Source organism: Streptomyces colwelliae (assembly GCF_048158785.1).
Lineage (GTDB): Bacteria > Actinomycetota > Actinomycetes > Streptomycetales > Streptomycetaceae > Streptomyces.
On record NZ_JBLTJC010000001.1, the window covers coordinates 86,103 to 109,970 of the forward strand.

A 23,868-nucleotide genomic window follows, 5' to 3' on the forward strand; every position below is an offset into this window, starting at 1 on the left:
CGGGCGCCCGGAACGGAACAAGATCCGCGGAGGAAGCTGCGATGAGGCCACGAGTGGGACAGATGCTCGCCAGTACGGTGGACACGACGGCGGTGATCGTCGTGCGCTGCCCTGACAGCGAGCTGGACGTCACCTGCGGCGGTGCCGCGATGATCGAGGGAACCGCGCCGGGAGCCGTCACCGGCACGGCCGACCCGGACCTGATGGGCGGTTCGCTGCTCGGCAAGCGCTACGCCGACGAGGACCTCGGCCTCGAACTGCTCTGCACGAAACAGGGACAGGGGACGCTCGCGGTGAACGGGGTTCCTCTGCCGGTGAAGAGCGCCAAGCCGCTCCCGGCCTCGGACTGAGAAACGGGAAGACTGAGAAACGGGAAGCGGGAAGTGCGCCGATGAACGTCTCGATGATCCTGGACATGGCCGCAGAGGGCTTCGGCGACCGGGTCGTGATCGGCCGCGCACAGGACGGGCTCACCCCCGTCCGATTGCGCGAACTGTCCGCCGGTGGGGCCCGGGTGGTCCGCGCGGCCGATGCCGACGCGATCGTGTACCTGGCGACGAACGGCCCGGCCTTCGCTGTCGCCCAGTTCGCCGCGGCCCTCGCCGGGGTTCCACTGGTCCCGGTCAACTACCGCCTGGGCGAAGAGCAGTTGGATGCCCTCCTCGCGAACCACCCGCGCGCACTGGCCATCGCCGCTCCCGGCCAGGACGTGGCACCGCGCCGGGCCGGACTGACGGTCCGCAGCCCGGCCGAATGGCTCACGGAGGCAGCCGCGAACACCGACGGCGACGTCGAACCGCGGTTGTCCGACGCTCCCGCCGTACTGATCTACACCAGCGGGACCACCTCGACCCCGAAGGGAGTGGTCCTGCGTCACCACAACCTCGTGTCGTACGTGCTCGGCACGGTGGAGTTCGCCGCGGCGGACCCGGCCGAGGCGGCGCTGATGAGTGTGCCGCCGTACCACATAGCCGCCGTCTCCAATGTGCTGACGAACCTCTACGCCGGCCGGCGCACCCTCACCCTCGACCAGTTCACCCCGGAGGGCTGGCTCGCCCTCGTCCGGGAGCAGCGGATCACCCACGCGATGGTCGTGCCGACCATGCTCGCCCGGATCATGGACACGGCGGGGCTGGACCGTTCGGTGCCCTCCATGCGGTCGCTGGCCTACGGTGGCGCCAGGATGCCGGTGCGTGTGATCGAGACGGCACTGCGCACCTGGCCGCGGGTGGACTTCGTCAACGCCTATGGCCTGACGGAGACTTCGTCCACCGTCTCGGTGCTCGGCCCGGCCGAACACCGGGCGGCGGTCGCGAGCGAGGATCCCGCGGTGCGGGCCCGGCTCGGTTCGGCCGGACTGCCGGTGCCGGGGATCGAGATCGAGGTCCGGGACGGCAACGGGAAGCCCCTCGGTGCGGGGGAGACCGGGCAGATCTGGGTGCGCGGCGAGCAGGTCTCGGGGGAGTACGCGGGGCAGGGCTCCGCGGTCGACGAGCGGGGCTTCTTCCACACCCGCGACCGGGGCCACCTCGACACGGACGGCTACGTCCACATCGAGGGCAGAGCCGACGACACGATCATCCGCGGCGCGGAGAACATCGCGCCCGCCGAGATCGAGGACGTTCTGCTACGGCACCCGGACGTGCTCGACGCCGTCGTCGTCGGCGTCCCCGACGAGGAGTGGGGTCAGCGCATCGAGGCCGTCGTGGTCCCGCGCGACGGCGCGAAGGCCGACGCGGGGGCGCTGCGCGCGGCCGTACGCGGCACGCTGCGTGGTTCGAAGACCCCGGACCGCATCACGTACTGGACCGAACTCCCGCGCACGGTCACCGGCAAGCTGGTGCGCCGCGACATCGTGGCGGCACTGACCGCACCCGAGGACGGGACGAAGGGGCAGCCATGAGCGTCGCCACCAACAGCCCTGCACTGATAAGGGAGTTGACGGATCGTGCGGCCGCCGTGGTCGGCGGCTGGATACCCGGCGCCACGGTGGACGGCGTCGAACCGCTCACCGGCGGCACGTCGAGCCTGACGTACGTCGCGGCCCTGGCGGGTGTCCCGGCGGGCTACGAGCGCGTCGTCCTCAAGGTGGCCCCGCCCGGCCTGGCCCCGGTCCGCAACCGGGACGTGCTGCGCCAGGCACGGCTCATGGCGGCCCTGGCCGGACAGCCGGGCGTACGGGTACCGAAGGTGCTGTTCTGCGACGCGGGCGCGCCCCCGGAGATCCAGCCCTTCGTGGCCATGGAACTGGTGCCGGGGGAGTGCGTCGAGCCGGTGCTGGTGCCGCGCGGCACGCTGAGCCCGGGGGAAGTGCGGGAGCGTGCCCTGGACGCGGCGCGCATGCTGGCCGCTCTGCACCGGGTGGATCCGGCGCGTACGGCGCTCGCGGCGGAGCCGGTGGTGACGCTCACCGGGGAGATCGACCGCTGGACGCGGGCGTTCGGCACCGTCTCCGACGACCTGCGCACCGGCCATGAGGTGGTCGCGGAGCGGTTGCACGCGACCGTGCCCGCCGCGATGACGCCGGTGTTCACCCATGGCGACTACCGGCTCGGCAACACGTTGTGCGCGGACGGCTCGGTCACGTCGGTCATCGACTGGGAGATCTGGTCGCGCGGCGACCCCCGGGTCGACATGACCTGGCTGACCTTCTTCACCGACGAGGCCCGCCACCCCGCGTCTCTGTCGGACGAGCCCACCGGCATGCCCGGCAGGGCCGAACTGGTCGACGCCTACGAGCAGTCGCGAGGCGAACCACTTCGGGACCTGCCGTGGTTCGAGGCACTCACCAAGTACAAGGAGTCGGCCGCGACCGCGCTGTTGATCAAGCGGGGCAGAAAGACCGGGCAGTTGAACACCATGCACCGGCGGATGCTGCCCGCGCTGCCCGAACTGCTGGACGAGGCGCTGGAGTTGCTCGGCTAGTACAGCCCGCCGTCGACCCGTATCAGCGCCCCCGTCGTGTAACTGGACGCGTCGCTCGCCAGATACAGCGCGGTACCGACGATCTCCTCCGGCTGCCCGGGACGCCCGATCGCGCTGCGCGTCGTCTGCCGTTTCTCCTCCGCCCAGGCCTTGGAGATGTCCGTGAGGAACGGCCCGGCCGAGATCGTGTTGACCCGTACGGCCGGGCCGTACTCCAGGGCGAAGACCGTGGTGAGGGCGTTGAGGGCGGCCTTGGCCCCGGCGTACGGGCCGAAGCGTGGCTGGGGCATCAGGGCGCCGGAGGAGGAGACGTTGATGATCGAGCCGCCGCCCGCGTCGGCCATCCGCTGCCCGATCAGCGCCGCGAGCCGGAACGGTCCCTTGAAGTTGACGCCGATCACCTTGTCGAAGAGCTCCTCGCTCGTGTCGGCGGAGGAGGGGGCGAGCGGCGACATGCCGGCGTTGTTGACGAGGACGTCGACCCTGCCGAACTCCGCGTAGGCCGCGTCGGCGAGCCGGCCGAGGTCGTCCCAGTGGCCGACGTGGGCGGCGACCGGCAGGGCACGCCGGCCCAGGTCGCGGACCTCGGCCGCCGCCGTCTCGCACGCGTCGAGCTTGCGGCTGGCGATCACGACGTCGGCGCCCGCGCCGGCGAAGGCGCGCACCATCGCGAGACCCAGACCGCGGCTGCCGCCCGTGACGAGCGCGACCTTTCCGGACAGGTCGAACAGGTCGGCCGGAGCAAGGGACTTGATGTCGCGCCCGTCGCTCATGCGTCCACCCGGCCGGAGAGGCTCTCGTCGTCGAGGATGTGCGCGTACCGTTTGCGGGCGGCCTCCAGCCTGGGCGGGACGTGCTCGCTGGGGAACAGTCCCTCGGCCGGCCGGCGGTTCTTCAGCAACTGCTTGGCGATCGTGGTGCGGTGGACCTCGGTGGGGCCGTCGGCGAGGGCCAGGTTCGGTGCGGCCATCCACCATTTCGCCAGCGGGAGTTCGTTGGTGGTGCCGAGCGAACCGTGCAGGTGCAGGGCGCGCTGGATGATGTCGTGCAGCACCTTCGCCGTCTGGACCTTGCACATCGCGATCTGGGTGCGGGCGGCGCCGTGCGGCTGGGTGTCGATGATCCAGGCCGTGTGCAGCACCAGCAGCCGGAACTGCTGCAACTCCACCCAGGAGTCCGCGATGAACTGCTGCACGGCCTGCTTCTCGGCGAGAAGAGTGCCCTGAGTACGGCGGGACAGCGCACGCTCGCACATCATGTCGAAGGCGCGGGTGCACTTGCCGACGGTGCGCATCGCGTGGTGCACCCGGCCTCCGCCCAGCCGGGCCTGCGCGACCTTGAAGCCCTCGCCGGGGCCGCCGAGCATGGCGTCGAGCGGGACCCGCACCCGGTCGTAGTGGATGTAGGCGTGGATGCCCTCGTCGAGGGAGTCGCGTTCGTCCATCGTGCCGACGTTGCGCTTGATCTCGATGCCGGGTGTCTCGGCCGGGACGACGAACATCGACATCCGGGCGTGCGGCGCGGCCTCCGGGTCGGTGACGGCCATGACGATGAGGAAGGCCGCGTACCGGGCGTTCGAGGAGAACCACTTCTCCCCGTCTATCACCCACTGGTCCCCCTCGCGCCGGGCCCGGCACGTGAACTCCTTCGGATCGGCCCCCGCCTGCGGTTCCGTCATCGAGAAGGTGGAGACGATGTCCCCGTCGAGCAGGGGCTGGAGGTAGCGCGCCTTCTGCTCGTCGGTGCCGAACATGGCCAGGATCTCGGCGTTGCCGGTGTCCGGGGCGGCGGTGCCGAAGACCGTCGGGGCCCAGTAGGAGCGGCCGAGGATCTCGTTGAGGTACGCGAGCTTCACCTGGCCGTAGCCCGCGCCGCCGAGTTCGGCGCCGAGATGGCAGGCCCACAGACCCTGGGCCCGGACCTGTTCCTGGAGCGGCTTGAGAATCGCGCGTGCCTTCTCGTTGCGCGTGTCGTACGGGTCGCCGCCGTGCGGGAACAGCAGGTCGAGCGGCTCGACCTCCTCCCGTACGAAGGCCGCCGCCCAGTCCAGTTTGGCCTGGAACTCGGGTTCGATCGAGAAGTCCAGCATCGGCCCTCCGGAAGGTGCGGGTCGGTCGGTGACGGCAAAACAGTATACTTTTTAGCGAGGTTCGGTCCATACTCGGAGCGCGTGACGGCAGATTGAGTATGAGGAGTTGGTCGATGCGCAGGCCGATGGAGGGCGTTCGCGTTCTCGAAGTAGCCCAGTTCACCTTCGTCCCGGCGGCGGGCGCCGTGCTCGCCGACTGGGGCGCCGATGTGATCAAGATCGAGCACGCCGAACGCGGCGACGGACAGAGGGGGTTGGTCCGGGTCCTCGGTTACGACGCCACCAGCAAGGGGTCGTCGTTCTTCCCGATCGTGGAGGGACCCAACCGGGGCAAACGCAGCGTCGGCCTCGCCCTGGAGAAACCGTCGGCCCGCAAGGCGTTCGAGGAACTGGTCCGCCGCAGTGACGTGTTCCTCACCAACTTCCTGCCCGGGGCGCGCGCGAAACTGCGCATCGACGTCGAGGACATCCGGGCGATCAACCCGGACATCATCTACGTGCGGGGCAGCGGCTTCGGCCCGCGCGGCGACGAGGCCACCAAGGGCGGCTACGACAGCACCGCCTTCTGGGCGCGCGGCGGCAGCGCCGCCGGTGTCACACCACCTGACGCGGACCGGATGATCCGGATGCCCGCCGGTGCCTACGGCGACTCGATGGGCGGCATGACGATCGCCGGGGGAATCGCCGCCGCCCTCTACTCCCGCGCGACGACCGGCGAACCGTCCGTGGTCGACGTGTCGTTGCTCGGTGTCGGCGCCTGGGCGACCCAGTTCACGGTCAACATGGCGCTGATGAACGGCGGACCGCTGCCGGTGAACGTCCAGCCCCGGCACGGCTCGCGCACCAACCCGCTCATCGGGGCCTACCTGACCTCGGACGGACGCTGGATCGAACTGTCGATGCTCCAACCCGGCCGTTACTGGGCCGAGTTCTGCAAACTCGCCGGCCGCGGTGAACTCGCCACCGACGAACGCTTCGACAGCACCGAGAAGTTGATGGCCAACGCGGCACAGGCGGCCGGCATCGTCGCCGACCTCATCGCGTCCCGCCCCTTCGCGGAGTGGGTCGAGATCCTCTCCCGCGGGGAGGGCCAGTGGTCGGCCGTGCAGAACGCCTGGGAGGTCGGCCAGGACCCCTCACTGCGCGCCAACGGACTCATCGCCCCGGTCGTGGACGCCGACGGTGTGGGCCGTGAACTCGTCGCGAGCCCCGTCCAGTTCGACGAGGCCCCGGCCGACATCACGCGGGCGCCGCAGTTCGCGGAGCACACCGACGAGGTGCTGCGCTCGCTCGGTCTCTCCGACGAGGAGCTGATCGCGCTGAAGATCGACGGCGCGGCGACATGACCGGCGTGGGTGACCTGACCGCCGTAGGAGATCCGGCCGCCGTGCGCATCCCGAACACCGTACGAGAGGAGCCGTGATGAGCGCGACACTCGAACCCGACGGGACCCACCAGGGCGTTCCGGCGTACCACTTCGACAACCGGCTCGGCGGCCCGGTCCTGAGCCATCAGGAACGCTGGGACGAGATCGCCCGCACGCACTCCGGATTCCGGAGCACCATCGCGCGCGGGTACTGGGTCGTGACCGAAGGCGCGGCCGTGCAGGAGGCGTTGCAGGACTGGCGGACCTTCTCCAACCAGTCCGTGACGGCGCTCGATCCCGACCCCAGGTTCCTGTGGATCCCGGAGATGCTCGACCCGCCCCAACACACCGCGTGGCGGCGCCTGTTGGGCAGCGCCTTCTCGCCCAAGACCGTCGCCGCCCGCGAGCCGGAGATCCGGGAGGTCGCCTCCGGTCTGATCGACGGGCTGAAGGACAGCGGCTCCGCCGACGTCCTCGACACGTTCGCCCGCCGCTTCCCGACCCTGATCTTCATGCGTCTGATGGGACTGCCCGAGGAGGACCTCCCGCAGTTCCTCGACTGGATCCACGACCTGCTGCACCTGTCCCACGGTGAAGACCCGCACGGCGAGCGGCAGTTGAGCGCGATGAACGCCGTGTCGGACTACTTCGAGCAGCAGATCGCGCTGCGCCGCGAGGCACCCCGCGATGACCTGCTGTCCCGCGCCATGACCTGGACGATCGACGACGAACCGATCGGCGACCGGGACATGCACGCGTTCTGCATCCTGCTGTTCCAGGCCGGCTTCGACACGGTCCCGATCTCCATCGGCTGGGCCCTCTACCACTTCGCCACGCATCCGGAACAGCGCAGGGCGATCGTCGACGACCCGTCACTGATCCCGACGGCGGTCGAGGAGATCCTCCGCGTCTACTCGTTCGTCGTCCCTGCCCGCAAGGCGACACAGGACGTCGAGATCGGCGGCTGCCCGGTCAGGGCGGGGGAGATGGTGATGCTTCCGCTCGCGGTCAGCAACCGCGACCCCGAGCGCTTCGACCGGCCCCTCGAAGTGGATCTGCGGCGCAAGGCCAGCAACCACATCGCGTTCGGCTCCGGCCCGCACCGCTGCCTCGGCTCCCACCTCGCCCGCCTCGAACTCAACGTGGCCGTAGAGGAATGGCACCGGCGCATCCCCGACTACGGGATCACCCCCGGCCAGGACCTCGAACAGCACGGCAACATGTACGGCATCAAGCAGCTCCGGCTGGAGTGGTGAGCGACGCCATGACCTCACCGCTCAACCCAACAGACCTGTACCACACCGGAATCGTGGTCCCGGACGTCGAGGCGGGGAAGGCCTGGTTCACCCGGATCGCGGGTCACCGCTGGACCGAGACCCAGGCCTACGACCTCACCGTGCGCCTGGCCGACGGCGAGCGCGTGCTCCCGCTGCGCTTCGCGTACTCGCTGGACGCCCCGCACCTCGAACTCGTGCAGGAGATCCCGGGCACGCCGTGGACCCCGTCCGGGCACTTGGCCACCCATCACCTCGGCTACTTCTGCGACGACCTGCCGACGACCTCCAAACGACTGGAGGAGGAGGGCTTCCCGCTGGAGGCCTGCGCGATCGTCGACGGCTCCCCGTCGATCTTCGCCTACCACCGCGACCCGCACGGCGTACGCATCGAGATCGTCGACCGCACCCGCATGCCGGACTTCGACGTCTACCTCCACTCCAAGGCGCCGACGTGGCACTGACGTTCACCGAGGAGCAGGAAGAACTCCGTACGACGCTACGGCGCTTCCTCGCCGACAAGGCGCCGAGCGCCGCCGTACGCCGTGCGATGGACTCCGACGAGGGCCACGATCCCCGGCTGTGGCGGCAGATGGCCGACCAACTTGGCCTGCACGGAGTGGCGTTGCCGGAGGAGTACGGCGGATCCGGCGGCGGGCCCGTCGAGTTGGGGATCGTACTGGAGGAGGCCGGGCGGATGCTGCTGCCCTCCCCGTACTTCGCGACCGTCGCTCTCGCCGGCCAGGCCCTGGCGGCCTCCGGCGACGAGGCGGCGAAGGCGCGGTGGCTGCCCGCGATCGCCGACGGCTCCCTGACGGCCACGCTGGCGCTCGCCGAGGCGGGCGGATCCTGGGAGTTGGCGGACATCGAGGCGTCGGCCGCGCACGGGACGGTGCACGGCACCAAGATGTTCGTCGTCGACGGCCACACCGCGGACCTGCTGCTCGTCGTGGCCCGCACCGGTGCGGGACCCGGGCTGTTCGCCGTCGACGGTGACGCGCCCGGCGTGACCCGGACCCGGCTGGAGACCCTGGACCCGACGCGGCGGCTGGCGCGCGTCGACCTCGACGGCGCGCCCGCGCGGCGGGTCGGCCCGGACGGCGACGCCTCGACGTACCTGCGTACCGTGCTCGACCTCGTGGCAGTGGCGCTCGCTGCGGAACAGGTCGGCGGAGCGCGGGCCTGTCTCGACGCGGCCGTGGCGTACGCGAAGGTCCGCGTGCAGTTCGGGCGCCCCATCGGCTCCTTCCAGGCCGTCAAGCACAAGTGCGCGGACCTGCTCGTCCAGGTCGAGGCCGCCCGGTCGGCGGCCTACCACGCGGCGGCCGTGGCCGCCGAGGGCTCGTCCGAACTGCCGGTGTCCGCGGCGCTCGCCGCGGCCTGCTGCGCGGACGCCTTCACCCGCGCGGCCAAGGAGAACATCCAGATCCACGGAGGCATCGGCTACACGTGGGAGCACGACGCACACCTCCATCTCAAACGCGCCAAGTCGTCGGAGCACTTGTTCGGAGGGCCGGCCACGCACCGGACCCGGTTGGCCGACCTGGTCGGAATCTGAGACCGACGTCCTGTCGAAAGGCTGATCACGTGGGAATTCGCGACCGCCTGTCCCGCCTGCTGGCGGAAGCGCCCGCGGCTGCCGAGGCGATCGAGTACGACCGGAGCTGGTGGACCTGGGGGCAGGTCCAGCGGACCGCGCGGGGACTGGGCGCGGCACTCGACGCGCTGGGCCTGCCCGTCGGCGCCCGCGTCGGGGTCGTCCTGGAGAACCGGCCCGAACACGTCGCCGTGGTCGCCGCCGTGATCGCCTCCGGGCGCTGTCTGGTCATGCTCAGCCCGCTCCAGCCCGCCGCCCGGCTCGCCGCCGACATCGCCCGCTGCACACCACCCGTCGTCGTGTCCGGAGCCGAAGTCCTTGCCCGCGAGGGCGTGTTGGACGCCGTGACCGCACAGGGCGCGGCCCTTGAGCTGGACACCGACGGGTCGCTACGGCCCGCGGGCGGCACGGCACCCGCCGAGGCAGAGGCCCGCCCCGGCATCGCCGTGGAGATGCTCACCTCCGGCACCACCGGACCCCCGAAGCGCGTCCATCTGCGCATCGGCCAACTCGACCAGGCCCTCGTCTCCGGCGGCCAGACACGGAAGGACGACCGGCTCCTGTCGGAGTCGGCGTCCCTCGTGGCGACCCCGCTCGTGCACATCGGCGGCCTGTGGCGGGCCCTGGCCTGCCTCGCCACCGGACGCCGCATGCTCCTGATGCCGAGGTTCGCCGTCGACCCCTGGGTGAGCGCGGTCGAGCGCCACCGACTCCGCGCGGCGAGCCTGGTCCCGGCCGCGATCCGCGCCGTACTCGACGCACACGTACCGAAGGAACGCCTTGCCACCCTCCAGGTGGTCACCTCCGGCACGGCACCCTGCCCGCCGGAACTCGCCGACGCCTTCTTCCGGACGTACGGCATCCCCGTCCTGATGACCTACGGTGCGACCGAGTTCGCCGGAGCCGTCGCCGGCTGGACCCTGCCGTTGCACGACCGCTGGTGGCAGCGCAAGGCCGGCAGCGCCGGACGCGCCTTCGCCGGCGTCGAGTTGAGGGTGACCGGCGAGGACGGCACCGAGCTGCCGGCCGGCCGGAGCGGACGGCTCGAAGTCCGCACCGAGCAGAGCACGCACGGTGGCCGGACCTGGGTGCGGACCAGCGACCTGGCCCGGATCGACGCCGACCGGTTCGTGTGGATCGAGGGCCGTGCCGACGACGCCATCATCCGCGGCGGCTTCAAGGTCCAGCCGGAGACGGTCAAACGCGTCCTGGAGACCCACCCGGCCGTACGCGAGGCGGCAGTTGCCGGACTGCCCGACCCGCGGCTCGGTGAAGTGCCGGTCGCGGCCGTCGAGTTGGGGCCGGGGGAGCCTCCTCCCGACGCGGCCGAACTGACCGCCCTGTGCCGCGCCCACCTCACCCCGTACGAGGTGCCCGCCCACATCGTCGTCCTCGACGCACTGCCCCGCACCCCGTCCAGCAAGGTGAGCCGCGTGGAACTGCTCGACCTCGTACGGGCCCGGCTCGCCGAGCACAGCAAAGCCTGAGCGTCCCAAGGAGGAACTGCGGTGTCCAGCAAGGAGGTTGAGCGGTGAGTGATACCGACGAGAAGGCGGCCGAGCGGTTCGGCGTGCTGACGGACGAGGCGGTCGAACGCTCCCGGCGCCGCCTGGGCGTACCCCAGCCGCAACGCAATCCACCGCACAACTACGAGGTGACCTGGGACGGTTCGCGCCACTTCGCCTACGGCTACGGCGACGCCAACCCGCTGTACTGCGACCCCGAGTACGCGGCGAAAACCCGCTGGGGCTCCCTCGTCGCCCCGCCGACCTTCCTCTACACGATGGGGGAGGACGCGGCACCGACACCGGGCCCGGAGACCAAGGCGCTGCTGAAGGGGGACCCCTTCGCGGGGCTCGGCTCCTACCAGGCGGTGATGGAGTTCGAGTGGTGGCGGCCGCTTCAACTGGCCGACCGCTGCCGGGTGTTGCAGACCCAGGTCGGGGTCCAGCTCAAGCAGAGCAGCTTCGGCGGGCGTACCGCACACGTCGTCCGCGACTACCTCTACGCCAACGGCCGCGGCGAGATGCACGCCCTGCGGCGCGGGACCTGGATCAACGCCGAACGGCACACGTCGAAGAAGCGGGCCAAGGAGGCGCTCGAACAGCAGCCGTACCCGCCCGAGCGACTCGCCGAGATCGACGCGGCGTACGCCGCCGAGACCAGGCGCGGCGCCGAACCCCGTCACTGGGAGGACGTCGAGGTCGGCGAGGAACTGCAACCCCGGGTGAAGGGGCCGCTGACCACCACGGACGTGGTCGTCTGGCACCTCGGCTGGGGCATGCAGCTCACCCCGCCCGGCGCGTTCGGGATCGCCGCGGCCGTGCGACGCAAAGCTCCCGGGCTCTACCCGCCCAACCGGCTGGGCGTCCCGGACACCGTCCAACGCCTGCACTGGGAACCCGAACGCGCCCGGGAACTGGGCCTGCCGGGCCCCTACGACTACGGCGGCATGCGCGAGACCTGGCTCTGCCATCTCCTCACCGACTGGATCGGCGACGACGGCTGGCTGTGGAAACTCCGCTGCGAACACCGCAAGTTCAACTACCTCGGCGACACCACCTGGGTACGCGGCACGGTCGTCGACAAGCAGCAGGTGGATGGACGGAACGAGGTGCACATCGAGGTGCGCTGCGAGAACCAGCGCGGCGAAGTCACCACGCCGGGCAGGGCAGTTGTGCTCCTGCCGACCAGGGAGCGGGCGGTCGACCTTCCCTCGCCGCCCGCCCCGGACCTGGACGGCATGGTCGCCCACGAACTGGAGCGGTTCGCGGTCAAGTGATCGGCAATCGAGAACGAGCATCAGGAGGCAGGATGTCTGACGAAGTGCTGGTGGAGCGCCGGGGCGCGGTCCAGGTCATCACGATCAACCGCCCTACGGTGAAGAACGCCCTCGACGCGGGGGTGGCCGCCGGTGTCGCCGCCGCCGTGGACGAGCTGGACGAGTCGGACGAACTGCGGGTCGGCGTGCTCACCGGGGCGGGCGGTACGTTCTCGGCGGGCATGGACCTCAAAGCCTGGCTGCGCGGCGAGAGTCCCGCGATCGAGGGCCGCGGGCTGTGCGGGATCACGATCACCCCGCCGCGCAAGCCGCTGATCGCGGCCGTCGAGGGCTGGGCGCTGGCCGGCGGCTTCGAGCTGCTGCTCGCCTGCGATCTCGTCGTGGCGTCCCGCGCCGCGCGGGTCGGGGTACCGGAGGTGAAGCGGTCCCTGGTCGCCCGGGCCGGTGCGGCACTGCGCCTGCCCCAACGGGTCCCGTACGCCATCGCGTTGGAGCTGCTGCTGACCGGCGAGCCCATCACCGCCGAACGTGCGGCCGAGGTCGGACTGGTCAACCGGCTCACCGACGAGGGTGGCGCGCTCGCCGGCGCGCTGGAACTCGCCGCGACCATCGCGGCGAACGGCCCCCTCGCCGTCGCCGCGACCAAGCAGATCGCGCAGTCCGCCGCCGAGTGGACGCTGGAGGAGGGCTGGATCCGGCAGGCCGAGATCGCCTCGCCGGTCTTCTCGTCCGAGGACGCGCGGGAAGGGGCCGCGGCCTTCGCCGAGAAACGGCCGCCGGTCTGGAAGGGACGCTGACAGCGCCGTAGAACCGTCGGGATCCTCAAGTCAGGCTGCACAGGAGGGTGTTGTGACCACAGGACCGCTGTCCGGCTGCCGCGTCGTCGAGTTGGGCGGCATCGGACCGGGCCCGTTCGCCGGCATGCTGCTCGCCGATCTCGGCGCGGAAGTCGTCCGGGTGGACCGACCCGAGCGGGCGGACGAGCCCGACGCGGGCGGCCCCGGGGACGTACTCAATCGAGGGAAGCGCTCGGTCGTACTCGACCTGAAACACCCGGCCGGACCCGCCGCCCTCCTCCAACTCGCCGCGCACGCCGACGTGTTGATCGAGGGATTCCGCCCGGGTGTCACCGAACGCCTGGGCATCGGACCGCACGAGTGCCTCGCCCGCAACCCCCGGCTGGTCTACGGCCGGATGACCGGCTGGGGCCAGACCGGACCCCTCGCCGCGGCCGCCGGACACGACCTCACCTACATCGCCCTCACCGGCGCACTCGGCGCGATCGGAGACACTGGCGGACCCCCGCAGATACCGCTCAACCTCGTCGGCGACTTCGGGGGCGGCGGCTGCTACCTCGTGATCGGGGTGCTGGCCGCCCTGCACGCCGTAGGGAGCACGGGAGTCGGCCAGGTCGTCGACGCGGCCATCGTCGACGGCACCGCGCACCTCCTCGCGAGCACCTTCGGCAAACTCGGGCGCGGGGTGTGGACCGACGAGCGGGGCGTCAACCAACTCGACGGCGGCTGGCCGTTCTACGCCGTCTACGGGACCAAGGACGGCCGGCATGTGGCGGTCGGCGCCCTGGAGGCCAAGTTCTACCGGCGCCTGATCGAGCTGCTGAAGCTCGACGTCGATCCCGACCTCCAGCACGACCGCGCGACCTGGCCGGAGCTGCGCCGCCGCCTGGCGGAACGCTTCGCGGAACGTACCCGCGACGAATGGGCGGCCCTGTTCGAGGGCACCGACGCCTGCGTCGCCCCCGTCCTCGGCCTCGCCGAGGCGGCAGCACACCCCCAACTGGCCGCGCGCGGCAGCCTGTTCGCCCGGGACGGCGTCGTCCAGCCCGCCGCGGCACCCCGCTTCTCGGCGACACCGTCGAGCCCCGGGCCGGCCGCACCACCCGTAGGCGCCGACACCCGCGCCGTGTTCCGGGACTGGGAGATCGCCGGTGTCGACGAACTCGTCGACAGCGGCGCCGCCGTCCAGTTCCCCCACTGATTCCCTCTGATTCCCTCAGCGACCGAGAGGACCCTGCCATGCCCGAGGCCGTCATCGTCGACGCCGTCCGCACGCCCATCGGCAAGCGCAACGGCTCCCTTGCCGCCGTGCACGCGGCCGATCTGTCGGCACATGTGCTCACCGCGTTGGTGGAACGCACCGGTGTGGACCCCGGCACCGTGGACGACGTGATGTGGGGATGCGTGACCCAGATCGGCGACCAGTCGAGCAACATCGCCCGGTTCGCCGCGCTGGCCGCGGGCTGGCCCGAGCAGGTGCCCGGCGTGACCATCAACCGGGCCTGCGGGTCCAGCCAACAGGCCGTCGACTCCGCCGCCCACGCCGTCATGGCCGGGCAGTACGACCTCGTGGTGGCCGGGGGAGTGGAGACCATGACCAGGGTCCCGCTCGGCTCGCACCGGACCACCGGCCAGCCGTACGGCCCCGCCGTCCTGGCCCGTTACGACGGGTTCCAGTTCAGCCAGGGTGTCGGCGCCGAGCTGATCTCCGAGCGCTGGGGCCTCAGCCGCACCCGGCTCGACGAGTTCGCGTCCGCATCGCACGCCAAGGCCGCCGCGGCGATCGACTCCGGCATCTTCGACGACCACATCGTGCCCATCGAGGTCGACGGCACCAAGTTCACCGTCGACGAGGGCCTGCGGCGCGGCACCTCGGTCGAGACCCTCGCCAAGCTCAAGCCGTCGTTCAAGGACGACGGCGTGATCCACGCCGGGAACGCCTCCCAGATCTCCGACGGCGCCGCCGCGCTGCTCATCACAACTCCCGAACGGGCAAGGGAGTTGGGCCTCAAGCCGATCGCCCGCTACCACTCGGGCGCGGTGAGCGGCGCGGACCCGATCATGATGCTGACGGGTCCGATCCCCGCGACCGAGAAGGTGCTGCGCCGGTCCGGTCTGTCCATCGACGACATCGGGGCGTTCGAGGTCAACGAGGCGTTCGCCCCCGTGCCGTTGGCGTGGCTTGCCGAGACCGGCGCCGACCCCGAGCGGCTCAACCCGCTGGGCGGGGCGATCGCGGTCGGCCATCCGCTCGGCGGCTCCGGCGCCATCCTGATGACCCGGCTGCTCGCCCGGATGCGGCAACGGAACCTGCGCTACGGGCTCCAGACGATGTGCGAGGGCGGCGGCACGGCCAACGCCACGATCATCGAGCTGCTCCCGTGACGGCTCACCAGGAGACGGGCAACTCGTAGATGCCGTAGGCCTGGGAGTCCTCCTTGAACTTCAACTCCGAGACGTCCACGGCGAGTCGGAGCGTCGGGATCCGGCGGAACAACGTGCTGAAGACGACGTGGAGTTCGATGCGCGCGAGCTGCTGGCCCACACACTGGTGCGGGCCCCAGCCGAACGCGTGGTGGTGGGACGCGGTGCGGGTGAGGTCGAGCTTCTGGGGGTCGGGGAACGCCTGCGGGTCCCAGTTGGCGGCGGGCAGTGACGCGATGACACCTTCGCCCGCGCGGATGGTCTCGCCGTCGATCTCGATGTCGTCCAGCACGGCCCGGCGTGCCAGCAGGTGCGGGATGGTGAGGTAGCGCAGCAGCTCCTCGACCGTGCTCGTCACGTACTTCGCATCGTCCGAGTGCTCACGCAGGCCCGCGAGCTGGTCCGGGTTCTCCAGCAGCAGCGCGGTGCCCAGTGTGATCATGTTGGCGCTGGTGTCGTGCCCGGCGACGAGCAGGATGTGCCCCAGGGGCGCGGCCTCCTCCATGGACAGCTCGCCCGCCTTGATGCGCGCGCCGAGGTCGGAGAGGACGTCCTCGCCGGGGTTGTCCATCTTGGCCTCGATGAGCCCGGCGATGTAGCGGCGCACGGTCGCCGTGCTCTCCGCCGCCTTCTCCGGCGTCTTGAAGCGCGCGTTGGTGACTCCCGCGTGCTCCTGGAAGAAGTCGTGGTCCTCGTACGGCACCCCGAGGAGCGCGCAGATCATCAGCGACGGCAGCGGGAGCGACAGCGCCTCGTTCAGCTCGGTCGGGTTGGGACCCGCCAGCATCCGGTCGATGAGGTCGTCGGTGATCCGCTGGATCTCCGGGCGGATCTTCTCCATCCGGTGCCGGGTGAACGAACTCGTGAGCATCCGGCGCCAGCGCGTGTGTTCGGCGCCGTCGGTGTTGTTGATCGAGGGCTGGATATGGGCCGCGTGCGCCTTCATCGCCTCGGTCGTGTGCGGATATCCGGGTGCCCCGATGTTCGCGCTCAGCCGGGGATCGGTCAGCAGCTGCCGCTGGGCCGCGTGGGTCGTGACGACCCACGGGGTCGTGCCGTCCCACGTCTTCGCCCGGACCAGGGCCTTGCCCGTGTCGTGCAGCTTGAGCAGACCCGGCGGCGGCGCGAACGGGCACTCGCCCGATCGGGGCGACGGGTACTCCGGCAGATCCTCGGCGACGTCGGTTCCGGCCACTCTCTCGGTCATGGTTCTGTTGTCCTCTCGTCGGCCCCGCACCTGACGAAACCATACGTCGACCGATCGGTACAATCAATCTGCCGGAAAGCCCGGGAAAGCTTTCGGATGATCGGTGAAGAAATGTGAAGCACGCGTATTGACCGAATGGTCTATTTGATGATGAGGGCTGGTCAGCGAGGCTCCCGCGGCATCCCGAGCCCCCGCTCGGCGACCTGCGTGCGCAGCACCTCGTTCGCCCCGCCGGCGATGGTGTACGCCCGCGAGTACAGATGCGCGTCCTGCCACCAGCCCTCCGCCACGGCACCCTCGTCGCCCTCGACCAGCAGCCCGTCCGTGCCTTGCAGGCTGAGGCCGAAGTCGACCAGGTCGTGGTTGAGCTCGCTGAAGAAGATCTTGCCGAGGAGGGCGTCGGCGGGCTGTTCCGTGTCGTGCAGCATCCGTGACTGGGCGAGGGCGGTCAGCGCGGCGTTCACCTGGACCCGCGTGGCCAGTTCGCCGATCGCCTGCCGGGTCGCGGAGTCGTCGAGCGCGGGCCCGCCGCCCACCGTCGTGCGGGAGGCGAGGCGCACCAGGTCGTCGAGCACGGCGACCAGTTCGACTCCACGCGCGGCCACGCCGGAACGCTCGTGGCCGAGGCTGCTCATGGCCACCCGCCAGCCGTCGTTCACGCGGCCGATCACGTTCGCGGCCGGGATGCGGACCCCGTCCAGGAAGACCTCGTTGAAGTCGGTCGTCCCGGTGATTTCCCGCAACGGCCGGATGCCGACGCCCGGGCTGCGCAGGTCGAGGGCGAACGCCGTGATGCCCTTGTGCTTCGGGGCCTCGCGGTCGGTGCGCGCGAGCAGATAGCCCATGTCGGCGTGCTGGCCGTTGGTCGTCCACACCTTCTGGCCGTCCACGACGAAGACCGCGTCGTCGCCCTCGCCCTCCAGGACCGCCCGTGTCCGGAGTGCCGCCAGGTCGCTGCCCGCCTCGGGCTCGCTGAACAGCTGGCACCACACGTCCTGGCAGGAGCGGATACGGGGCAGGAAACGCGCCCGCTGGTCGGCGGTGCCGAACTCCAGCAGCGCGGCCGAGGCCAGCGAGGCGGCGCCGATCGGCTGCCAGGTGCGGGCCCTGGCGATCTCCTCGGCCACGACCGACGGCTCCAGGGGGTGCGCGTCGGGCCGGCCGCCGTACTCGGCCGGCCAGCCGATCCCGAGGAAGCCCGCCTCGAACAGCTTGGCGGTCCACTCCCGGATCACCGGCATCAGTTCCGGCTCCGGTGCGCGCACCCCGGCATGGGTCTTGGTGCCCGGAGCGTGCTCCGCGACGAAGGCGCGCACCTTCCTCCGGAACGCTTCGAGCTCGGGCGTGGACTCCAGGCGCATCGCTGTCGGCTCCCTGTTCTCATGCCGTGCTGCGAAATGAGGCTACTCTAACCACGCAGTTCACCCGGTTGCCAGGGTCCTACGGTCGAAAAAGTGGCCTTATCTTGGATCCAGGTGCCCGAACCGCGCGTCTCCGGCCCAGGTGGCCAATAGACTGGGGATCCGCAATATCCGCCCCAGAGGAGTTGGCCATGGCGACTGCCGTCGACCGCGAGCCCGCCGACGGCGAGACCGGTGTCCCGGTCGGCAAGCTGGCCGCGCAGACCGCCCGCCGTATCGAGGCGACCGTCATCCGCCAGGGCTGGCCGGTGGGGGAGTCGTTGGGGTCCGAGGTGGATCTGCGGGAGCGGCTCGGGGTGAGCCGGGCGGTGCTGCGCGAGGCGGTACGGCTCGTCGAGCACCACCAGGTGGCCCGGATGCGGCGCGGCCCGAACGGCGGCCTGATCGTCTGCGCACCGGACGCCGGACCGGCCACCCGCGCCATGGTGATCTACCTCGAATACGTCGGCACGAGCGTCACGGACCTCCTCCGGGCCCGCCTCCTGCTGGAGCCGATCGCCGCCGGACTGGCCGCCGACCGCATCACCGAGGAGGGCATCCACACCCTCCGGACCACACTCGACTCGGAACTCGACCACTGGGACGAACCCGGCGTCCACTCGCAGGACCCCCTCCACCCCGTGCTCGGCCAGTTGTCCGGGAACCCGGTGCTGCACCTGTTCGTCGACGTGCTCACCCGGCTCACCGCCCGCTACGCGCACACCTCCCGCCGTATCTCCAAGTCCGAGATGCACGCGGCGAAGGACATCTCGCACCGCGCGCACAAAGCCGTCGTCGACGCGGTGATCGCCGACGACGGGGCCCGCGCCCAGACCGAGTTGACCGCGCATCTGGAGTCGGTGGCCGGCTGGATCGAGAAGCACCGGGTGCGGCGCGGGCAGCGGATCGCGGGCAATGTCGTCGAGCCCGAACTGGTCGAGGGCCCGCGGGCCAAGCTCGCCGAAGTGGTCGCGGCCCGCATCCACGACGACATCGCCGCGCGCGGCTGGCAGACCGGCATGGTGCTGGGCTCGGAGGCGGACCTGCTCGCCCGCTACTCGATCAGCCGGGCCGTACTGCGGGAAGCCGTACGGCTGTTGGAGTACCACTCGGTCGCCAGGATGCGCCGCGGTCCCGGCGGCGGGCTGATCGTCACCGAACCCGAGCCGCAGGCCAGCATCGACACCATGGCGCTGTTCCTGGAGTACCAGGGCGTCACGGCCGACGACCTGCGGATCGTCCGCAACGCCATCGAACTGGGCATCGTCGCCCGGGTCACCGCCAGAGTCGCGGAGGGCGACAAAGAGGTGACCGAACGGCTCGGCAGGGCTGTGCGCTGGAGCACGGAGGGCGCCGCCGACGACCCGCGCAAGGCCGACCTCTTCCACACCGAACTGGCCGCGCTCTCCGGCAACCCGGTGCTCGCGCTGTTCCTGTCGATCATCACCGAGCTGTTCCGCCGCCACGCCTCCGGCCACGACCGGCCGCTTCCCGGCGACACGGCGGCGGACGAAGTGCAGCACGTCCACCAGCGGATCCTCGACGCCATCGTCGAGGGCGACGCCGGGGTGGCCCGGCATCGGATGCGCCGTCACTTGGACGCGCTCATCCCTTGGTGGCACTGATTTCCTGACTCCCGAGCGGCGGTGTCCCAGCTGGGTCCGCCGCCCTCTGGTGCGGTCCGGCAGCGCTCCGAAGGGGCGCGGGGAACTGCGCGACCAGCCACGACGGTGCCGCAGATGAACGACGGCACATCGCGGCACTCCCAGCGGAGCGCTCCGGTGGCCTTCGGGTCCACGGGGGCGTTCTGCTGTATCGAGCTGTGTCGGGCGAGACTAATTAGGTATACTGAATAGGTCGAGCCGAAGGAGATCCGATGCGCCGGACCCTGTTCGAAGAGACCCACGAGGACTTTCGTCTGCTGGTCCGTGACTTCATCGCCCGCGAGGTCGTCCCGTCGTACGAGGACTGGCGGCGAGCCGGGCTCGTCCCCCGCGACCTGTTCACCGCACTGGGCAAGCTAGGCATCATCGGCACGGCCATCCCGGAGGAGTACGGCGGGGGCGGCCAGGACGACTACCGCTACAACGCGGTGATCCAGGAGGAGTGCGCCCGCGCCTGCGTCACCCTCGGCGGCCTCCGTACCCATCTCGACATCGTCGTCCCGTACTTCACGGGCCTGGCCAATGCCGAGCAACGGGCGCGCTGGCTCCCGGGGTTGGCCTCCGGCGAGCTGTACACCGCGATCGCGATGAGCGAGCCCGCCACCGGCTCCGACCTCGCCGGCGTCACCACCCGGGCGGTCCGCGACGGCGACCACTTCCTGCTCAACGGCGCCAAGACCTTCATCACCGGCGGCCACCACGCCGACCTGGTGATCGTGGTCGCCCGCACCGCGGTCGACCCCGACAACCGGCGCGCCGGTCTCTCCCTCCTCGTGGTGGAGAAGGGCATGCCCGGCTTCGCTGTCGGGCGCAAGCTGGAGAAGATCGGCCTGGCCGTCCAGGACACCGTGGAACTCGCCTTCGACGACGTCCGCGTGCCCGCCGCCAACCTCCTCGGCGAGGAGGGCGCCGCCTTCACCCTCCTGGGCCGCAACCTCGCCCAGGAACGCCTCGCCATCGCGGTCGGCGCGGTCGCCCAGGCCCGTACCGCGATCGACCTGACCGTCGCCTACGTCCGCGACCGGAACGTGTTCGGAAAGCCACTGGCCCAGTTCCAGAACACGAAGTTCGAACTCGCCGCCCTGGACGCCGAGTTGACTGCCGCGCAGGCTCTGCTCGACGCGGCGATCGGCGCGCTCGTCGCGGGCGAACTGGACCCCGTGGACGCGGCACGGACCAAGCTGGTCTGCACCGAGACACAGGGGCGCGTGGTCGACCGCTGTCTCCAACTGCACGGCGGCTACGGCTACATCCTCGAATCCCCGATCGCCCGCCTGTACGCCGACGCCCGCGTGACCCGCATCTACGGCGGCACCAGCGAGGTCATGAAGCTCATCATCAGCAAGTCCCTGGGCCTTTGAGACCCTGCAGAACTCGCTTTCAAAACCCCGCAGTCCATGAGGAGTTGGGTGTGAACATCGACGGTTCAGCGGCACTCGTCACCGGCGGCGCCTCCGGGCTCGGCCTGGCCACCGCGCGGCGCATCATCGAACGCGGGGGACGTGTCGTCCTCGCCGACATCTCCGAGGAACAGGGCGTCAAGGCCGTCGCCGACCTCGGCGAGGCCGCACGCTTCGTCCGCACCGACGTCACCGACGCGACCGAGGTCACCGCCGCCCTCGACGCCGCGGAGCAACTCGGCACCCTGCGCGCCGTCGTGCACTGCGCCGGGCGCGGCGGCGACCGTACCCGGATCATCGACCGCGACCGCAATCCGGGCGAACTCGACACCTTCGCCGAGGTCATACGCGTCAACCTGGTCGGCACCTACAACGTGCTGCGCCTCTCCGCCGCCCGCCTCGCCGGCAACGAAGTCGTCGACGGCGACCGGGGAGCCGTAGTGCTCACCGCGTCGGTCGCCGCGTTCGACGGCCAGATCGGGCAGACCTCCTACACCGCCGCCAAGGCGGGCGTCCACGGCATCACCCTCGTCGCCGCCCGCGACCTGGCCAGCTGGCAGATCCGCGTGAACACCATCGCCCCAGGCATCATGGACACCCCGATGCTCGGCCGCCTCCGCGCCGACATCCGCGACGGCCTCGCCGCCTCCGTGCCGCACCCCAAACGACTCGGCGACCCGGACGACTTCGCCCGCCTCGCCGTGGAGATGCTGGAGAACCCCTACCTCAACGGCCAGACCGTCCGCCTCGACGGCGCCATCCGCATGGCCCCGCGATGACGATGACGGCGGACGACGAGACCGACGAGCAGTTCCGTGCCCGCCTGCGAGCCTTTCTGACGGAGCAGCACCCCGGCCGCCGCCCCAAGGACCCCGCCGAGCGGGTCGCCTGGCAGAAGAAATGGCTGGCCGCGCTGTACGACGCCGGTTACGCCGGCCCGAGCTGGCCGCGCGCGTACGGCGGCATGGACCTGTCCTTCGCGCGCCAGGTCGTCTACCAGGAGGAGTACGCCCGCGCTCGCGTCCCAGGACCCCTGGGCACCGGACTGGGCATCGCCGCCCCCACCCTCATCAAGTACGGCACGCCCGAGCAGAAGGAGCGCCACCTGCGCCCCATGCTGCGCGGCGACATGGTGTGGGCCCAGGGCTACTCCGAACCGGAGGCGGGGTCGGACCTCCCCGCGCTGCGCACGACGGCACGGCGCGAGGGCGCGGAGTACGTCGTCAACGGGCAGAAGGTGTGGAACAGTTCGGCCGACATCGCCGACATCGTCTTCACCCTCGTCCGCACCGGACCGCCCGACTCCCGCCAGGACGGCATCAGTTACCTCCTGATCGACGCCCACGCTCCCGGGGTGACCGTACGGCCACTGCGCGACCTGACCGGCGACGCGCACTTCTGCGAGATCTTCTTCGACGACGTCCGCGTACCGGTCGCCGACCGCATCGGCGAGGAGAACGGCGGCTGGCCGCTGGTGCGGACGAGCCTCGGGCATGAGCGGGCGGCCGGGGCGATGAACCAAGCGGCCCTGTACCGGCGGGTGTTGGACGAGTTGATCGAACTCGCCCACGAGCGCGGCGCGACGGCCGACCCGATCGTCCGCGACCGGCTCGCGGACTTCGAGATCCGGGTGCGCGTCATGCGGCTCACCGGCATGCGGACCATCGCCGACATCATGGCCAAGGGCGAACCAGGGCCTGCCTCTTCGACGTCACGCCTGTTCATCGTGGCCTTCGAGCAGGAGCTGCACGAGTTCGCCCTCGACCTGCTGGGACCGTACGGAATCCTCGGCCGACGTGACCCGCATGCCGTCCAACGCGGGCGCTGGGTATGGGGGTTCCTGCGCACCCGGGCCTCGTCGATCGGCGCGGGCACCGCCGAGATCCAGCGCAACACGATCGCCGAGCAGGTGCTGGGCCTGCCCCGTGACCCGGCGATGCCGACGACCGTGGAAAGGGCGCGATGAGAGCCGCACGCTGCACGGAGTACGGGCCGCCCGGCGGCCTCTCGGTCGTCGAACTCGACGACCTCAGGCCCGGACCGGGCGAGGTGCTGGTCCGGGTGCACGCGGCCGCGGTGAACTTCCCGGACGTACTGATCGTGGCGGACCGCTACCAGGTGTCCGTGCCGCCGCCCTTCACGCCGGGCAGTGAATTCGCCGGTGTGGTCGCGGAGTTGGGGCCTGGCGTGTCCGGCCCGCCGGTCGGCTCACCCGTCGCCGGGGCGGTACTCACCGGCGCCTTCGCCGAACAGGTCGTGGTGCCCGTCGCGAGCCTGCGCCAGGTGCCCGAGGGACTCGACATGGTGCACGCCGCCGCGTTCCACGTCACGTACGCCACCGCCTACCACTCCCTCGTCACCGTCGGACGGGGCAGCGCGGGGGAGTGGGTCGCGGTGCTCGGCGCCGCCGGTGGAGTCGGCTCGGCGGCGGTCGACATCGCGACGCGGCTCGGTATGCGGGTGGTCGCCGCCGCGTCGAGCCAGGAGCGGCTGACGGTCGCCCGCAAGCTCGGGGCCGAGGCCGGCGTCGACTACGTCCACGAGGATCTCAAGCTCCGCACAAGGGAGTTGACCGGCGGCGAGGGCGCCCACCTCGTGATCGACCCGGTCGGCGGCGACCACGCGGAGGCCGCCCTGCGGGCGCTGCGCCGGGGCGGCCGGTTCGTCACGGTCGGATACGCGGACGGGAGGATCCCGCGCATCCCGCTGAACCTGGTGCTGCTGAAGGACCTGGTGGTGCGGGGCTTCGAGATCCGTACGGTGCGGCAGTACGCCCCGGACGCCGTGGCCGCCGCCGACCGCGCCCTCGCCGCGATGGTCCGGGACGGGATGCGGCCGCTGGTCTCCCGCGTCCACAGCCTCGCCGAGGTCGCGAGCGCCCTGACCGACGTCGCCGGGCGCAGGACCACCGGCAAGGTGGTCCTGGACCTCACCTCGTAGCAA

Annotated in this window: 21 protein-coding genes; 17 read left to right on the forward strand and 4 right to left on the reverse strand. The window is 71.0% G+C overall.

Translation table 11 applies throughout. The annotated features are described in order from the left end of the window. The first annotated feature begins 41 nt into the window (after positions 1-41). The 3 genes from ACNFOC_RS00385 to ACNFOC_RS00395 are packed head-to-tail and all read left to right on the forward strand — an operon-like array spanning position 42 to position 2,925. Entirely contained in the window at positions 42-350 is a 309-nt protein-coding gene (locus tag ACNFOC_RS00385; RefSeq protein ID WP_366496467.1) for a hypothetical protein, read from the forward strand. Between the two features lie 41 nt (positions 351-391). Beyond that, positions 392-1,903, forward strand: coding sequence for a class I adenylate-forming enzyme family protein (locus ACNFOC_RS00390; protein WP_416955342.1), 1,512 nt, complete (start codon positions 392-394; stop codon positions 1,901-1,903). Then, a complete protein-coding gene (locus ACNFOC_RS00395; RefSeq protein ID WP_416955344.1) occupies positions 1,900-2,925 on the forward strand; it encodes a phosphotransferase family protein in 1,026 nt (341 codons plus the stop codon). The genes ACNFOC_RS00390 and ACNFOC_RS00395 overlap by 4 nt, the downstream gene beginning before the upstream one ends. On the opposite strand, the gene ACNFOC_RS00400 is transcribed toward ACNFOC_RS00395, so the two are convergent. Both ACNFOC_RS00400 and ACNFOC_RS00405 read right to left on the reverse strand, forming a co-directional pair. Further along, the gene (locus ACNFOC_RS00400; RefSeq protein ID WP_416955346.1) at positions 2,922-3,698 is read right to left on the reverse strand and encodes an SDR family NAD(P)-dependent oxidoreductase; all 777 of its coding nucleotides are present in this window, start codon (positions 3,696-3,698) and stop codon (positions 2,922-2,924) included. The two genes, ACNFOC_RS00395 and ACNFOC_RS00400, sit on opposite strands and share 4 nt — an antisense overlap. Beyond that, positions 3,695-5,014 (reverse strand): acyl-CoA dehydrogenase family protein, encoded by a 1,320-nt coding sequence (locus ACNFOC_RS00405; RefSeq protein WP_416955348.1) that lies wholly within the window; start codon positions 5,012-5,014, stop codon positions 3,695-3,697. The genes ACNFOC_RS00400 and ACNFOC_RS00405 overlap by 4 nt, the downstream gene beginning before the upstream one ends. 113 nt (positions 5,015-5,127) lie before the next feature. Here ACNFOC_RS00405 and ACNFOC_RS00410 point away from each other — a divergent pair, with 113 nt between their 5' ends. From ACNFOC_RS00410 to ACNFOC_RS00450, 9 genes are all read left to right on the forward strand, one after another. Further along, a complete protein-coding gene (locus tag ACNFOC_RS00410) occupies positions 5,128-6,360 on the forward strand; it encodes a CaiB/BaiF CoA transferase family protein (RefSeq protein ID WP_416955350.1) in 1,233 nt (410 codons plus the stop codon). Between the two features lie 76 nt (positions 6,361-6,436). Next, a complete protein-coding gene (locus ACNFOC_RS00415; RefSeq protein WP_416955352.1) occupies positions 6,437-7,636 on the forward strand; it encodes a cytochrome P450 in 1,200 nt (399 codons plus the stop codon). An 8-nt stretch (positions 7,637-7,644) separates the two neighbouring features. Further along, positions 7,645-8,118: a VOC family protein gene (locus ACNFOC_RS00420; RefSeq protein WP_416955354.1), complete on the forward strand. Its 474-nt coding sequence runs from the start codon at positions 7,645-7,647 to the stop codon at positions 8,116-8,118. Further along, entirely contained in the window at positions 8,109-9,212 is a 1,104-nt protein-coding gene (locus tag ACNFOC_RS00425) for an acyl-CoA dehydrogenase family protein (RefSeq protein ID WP_416955356.1), read from the forward strand. The genes ACNFOC_RS00420 and ACNFOC_RS00425 overlap by 10 nt, the downstream gene beginning before the upstream one ends. A gap of 29 nt (positions 9,213-9,241) precedes the next feature. Beyond that, on the forward strand, positions 9,242-10,738 hold the full coding sequence (locus ACNFOC_RS00430) for a class I adenylate-forming enzyme family protein (RefSeq protein WP_416955357.1): 1,497 nt from the start codon (positions 9,242-9,244) through the stop codon (positions 10,736-10,738). A gap of 44 nt (positions 10,739-10,782) precedes the next feature. Continuing rightward, complete coding sequence (locus ACNFOC_RS00435; protein WP_416955359.1) at positions 10,783-12,033, forward strand: FAS1-like dehydratase domain-containing protein; 1,251 nt, start codon at positions 10,783-10,785, stop codon at positions 12,031-12,033. 32 nt (positions 12,034-12,065) lie between these two features. Next, a complete protein-coding gene (locus ACNFOC_RS00440; RefSeq protein WP_416955361.1) occupies positions 12,066-12,830 on the forward strand; it encodes a crotonase/enoyl-CoA hydratase family protein in 765 nt (254 codons plus the stop codon). 52 nt (positions 12,831-12,882) lie between these two features. Beyond that, entirely contained in the window at positions 12,883-14,031 is a 1,149-nt protein-coding gene (locus tag ACNFOC_RS00445) for a CaiB/BaiF CoA transferase family protein (RefSeq protein ID WP_416955363.1), read from the forward strand. A gap of 38 nt (positions 14,032-14,069) precedes the next feature. After that, positions 14,070-15,215 carry a thiolase family protein gene (locus ACNFOC_RS00450; protein WP_416955365.1) on the forward strand — a complete coding sequence of 382 codons (1,146 nt, stop codon included), beginning with the start codon at positions 14,070-14,072 and terminating at the stop codon, positions 15,213-15,215. 4 nt (positions 15,216-15,219) lie between these two features. Here ACNFOC_RS00450 and ACNFOC_RS00455 read toward each other — a convergent pair whose 3' ends face one another. Continuing rightward, entirely contained in the window at positions 15,220-16,461 is a 1,242-nt protein-coding gene (locus ACNFOC_RS00455) for a cytochrome P450 (protein WP_416955367.1), read from the reverse strand. A 161-nt stretch (positions 16,462-16,622) separates the two neighbouring features. Then, positions 16,623-17,822 carry an acyl-CoA dehydrogenase family protein gene (locus ACNFOC_RS00460; RefSeq protein ID WP_416955369.1) on the reverse strand — a complete coding sequence of 400 codons (1,200 nt, stop codon included), beginning with the start codon at positions 17,820-17,822 and terminating at the stop codon, positions 16,623-16,625. A 191-nt stretch (positions 17,823-18,013) separates the two neighbouring features. On the opposite strand from ACNFOC_RS00460, the gene ACNFOC_RS00465 reads away from it, so the two are divergent. From ACNFOC_RS00465 to ACNFOC_RS00485, 5 genes are all read left to right on the forward strand, one after another. Beyond that, positions 18,014-19,486 carry a FadR/GntR family transcriptional regulator gene (locus ACNFOC_RS00465; protein ID WP_416955370.1) on the forward strand — a complete coding sequence of 491 codons (1,473 nt, stop codon included), beginning with the start codon at positions 18,014-18,016 and terminating at the stop codon, positions 19,484-19,486. Between the two features lie 251 nt (positions 19,487-19,737). Beyond that, positions 19,738-20,886 (forward strand): acyl-CoA dehydrogenase family protein, encoded by a 1,149-nt coding sequence (locus ACNFOC_RS00470; protein ID WP_416955372.1) that lies wholly within the window; start codon positions 19,738-19,740, stop codon positions 20,884-20,886. Positions 20,887-20,936: 50 nt separating this feature from the next. Then, a complete protein-coding gene (locus tag ACNFOC_RS00475; protein WP_416955374.1) occupies positions 20,937-21,704 on the forward strand; it encodes an SDR family NAD(P)-dependent oxidoreductase in 768 nt (255 codons plus the stop codon). Next, positions 21,701-22,891: an acyl-CoA dehydrogenase family protein gene (locus tag ACNFOC_RS00480; protein WP_416955376.1), complete on the forward strand. Its 1,191-nt coding sequence runs from the start codon at positions 21,701-21,703 to the stop codon at positions 22,889-22,891. The genes ACNFOC_RS00475 and ACNFOC_RS00480 overlap by 4 nt, the downstream gene beginning before the upstream one ends. Further along, complete coding sequence (locus ACNFOC_RS00485) at positions 22,888-23,865, forward strand: NADPH:quinone oxidoreductase family protein (protein ID WP_416955378.1); 978 nt, start codon at positions 22,888-22,890, stop codon at positions 23,863-23,865. Before ACNFOC_RS00480 ends, ACNFOC_RS00485 begins: the two co-directional genes overlap by 4 nt. Positions 23,866-23,868 lie beyond the last annotated feature (3 nt).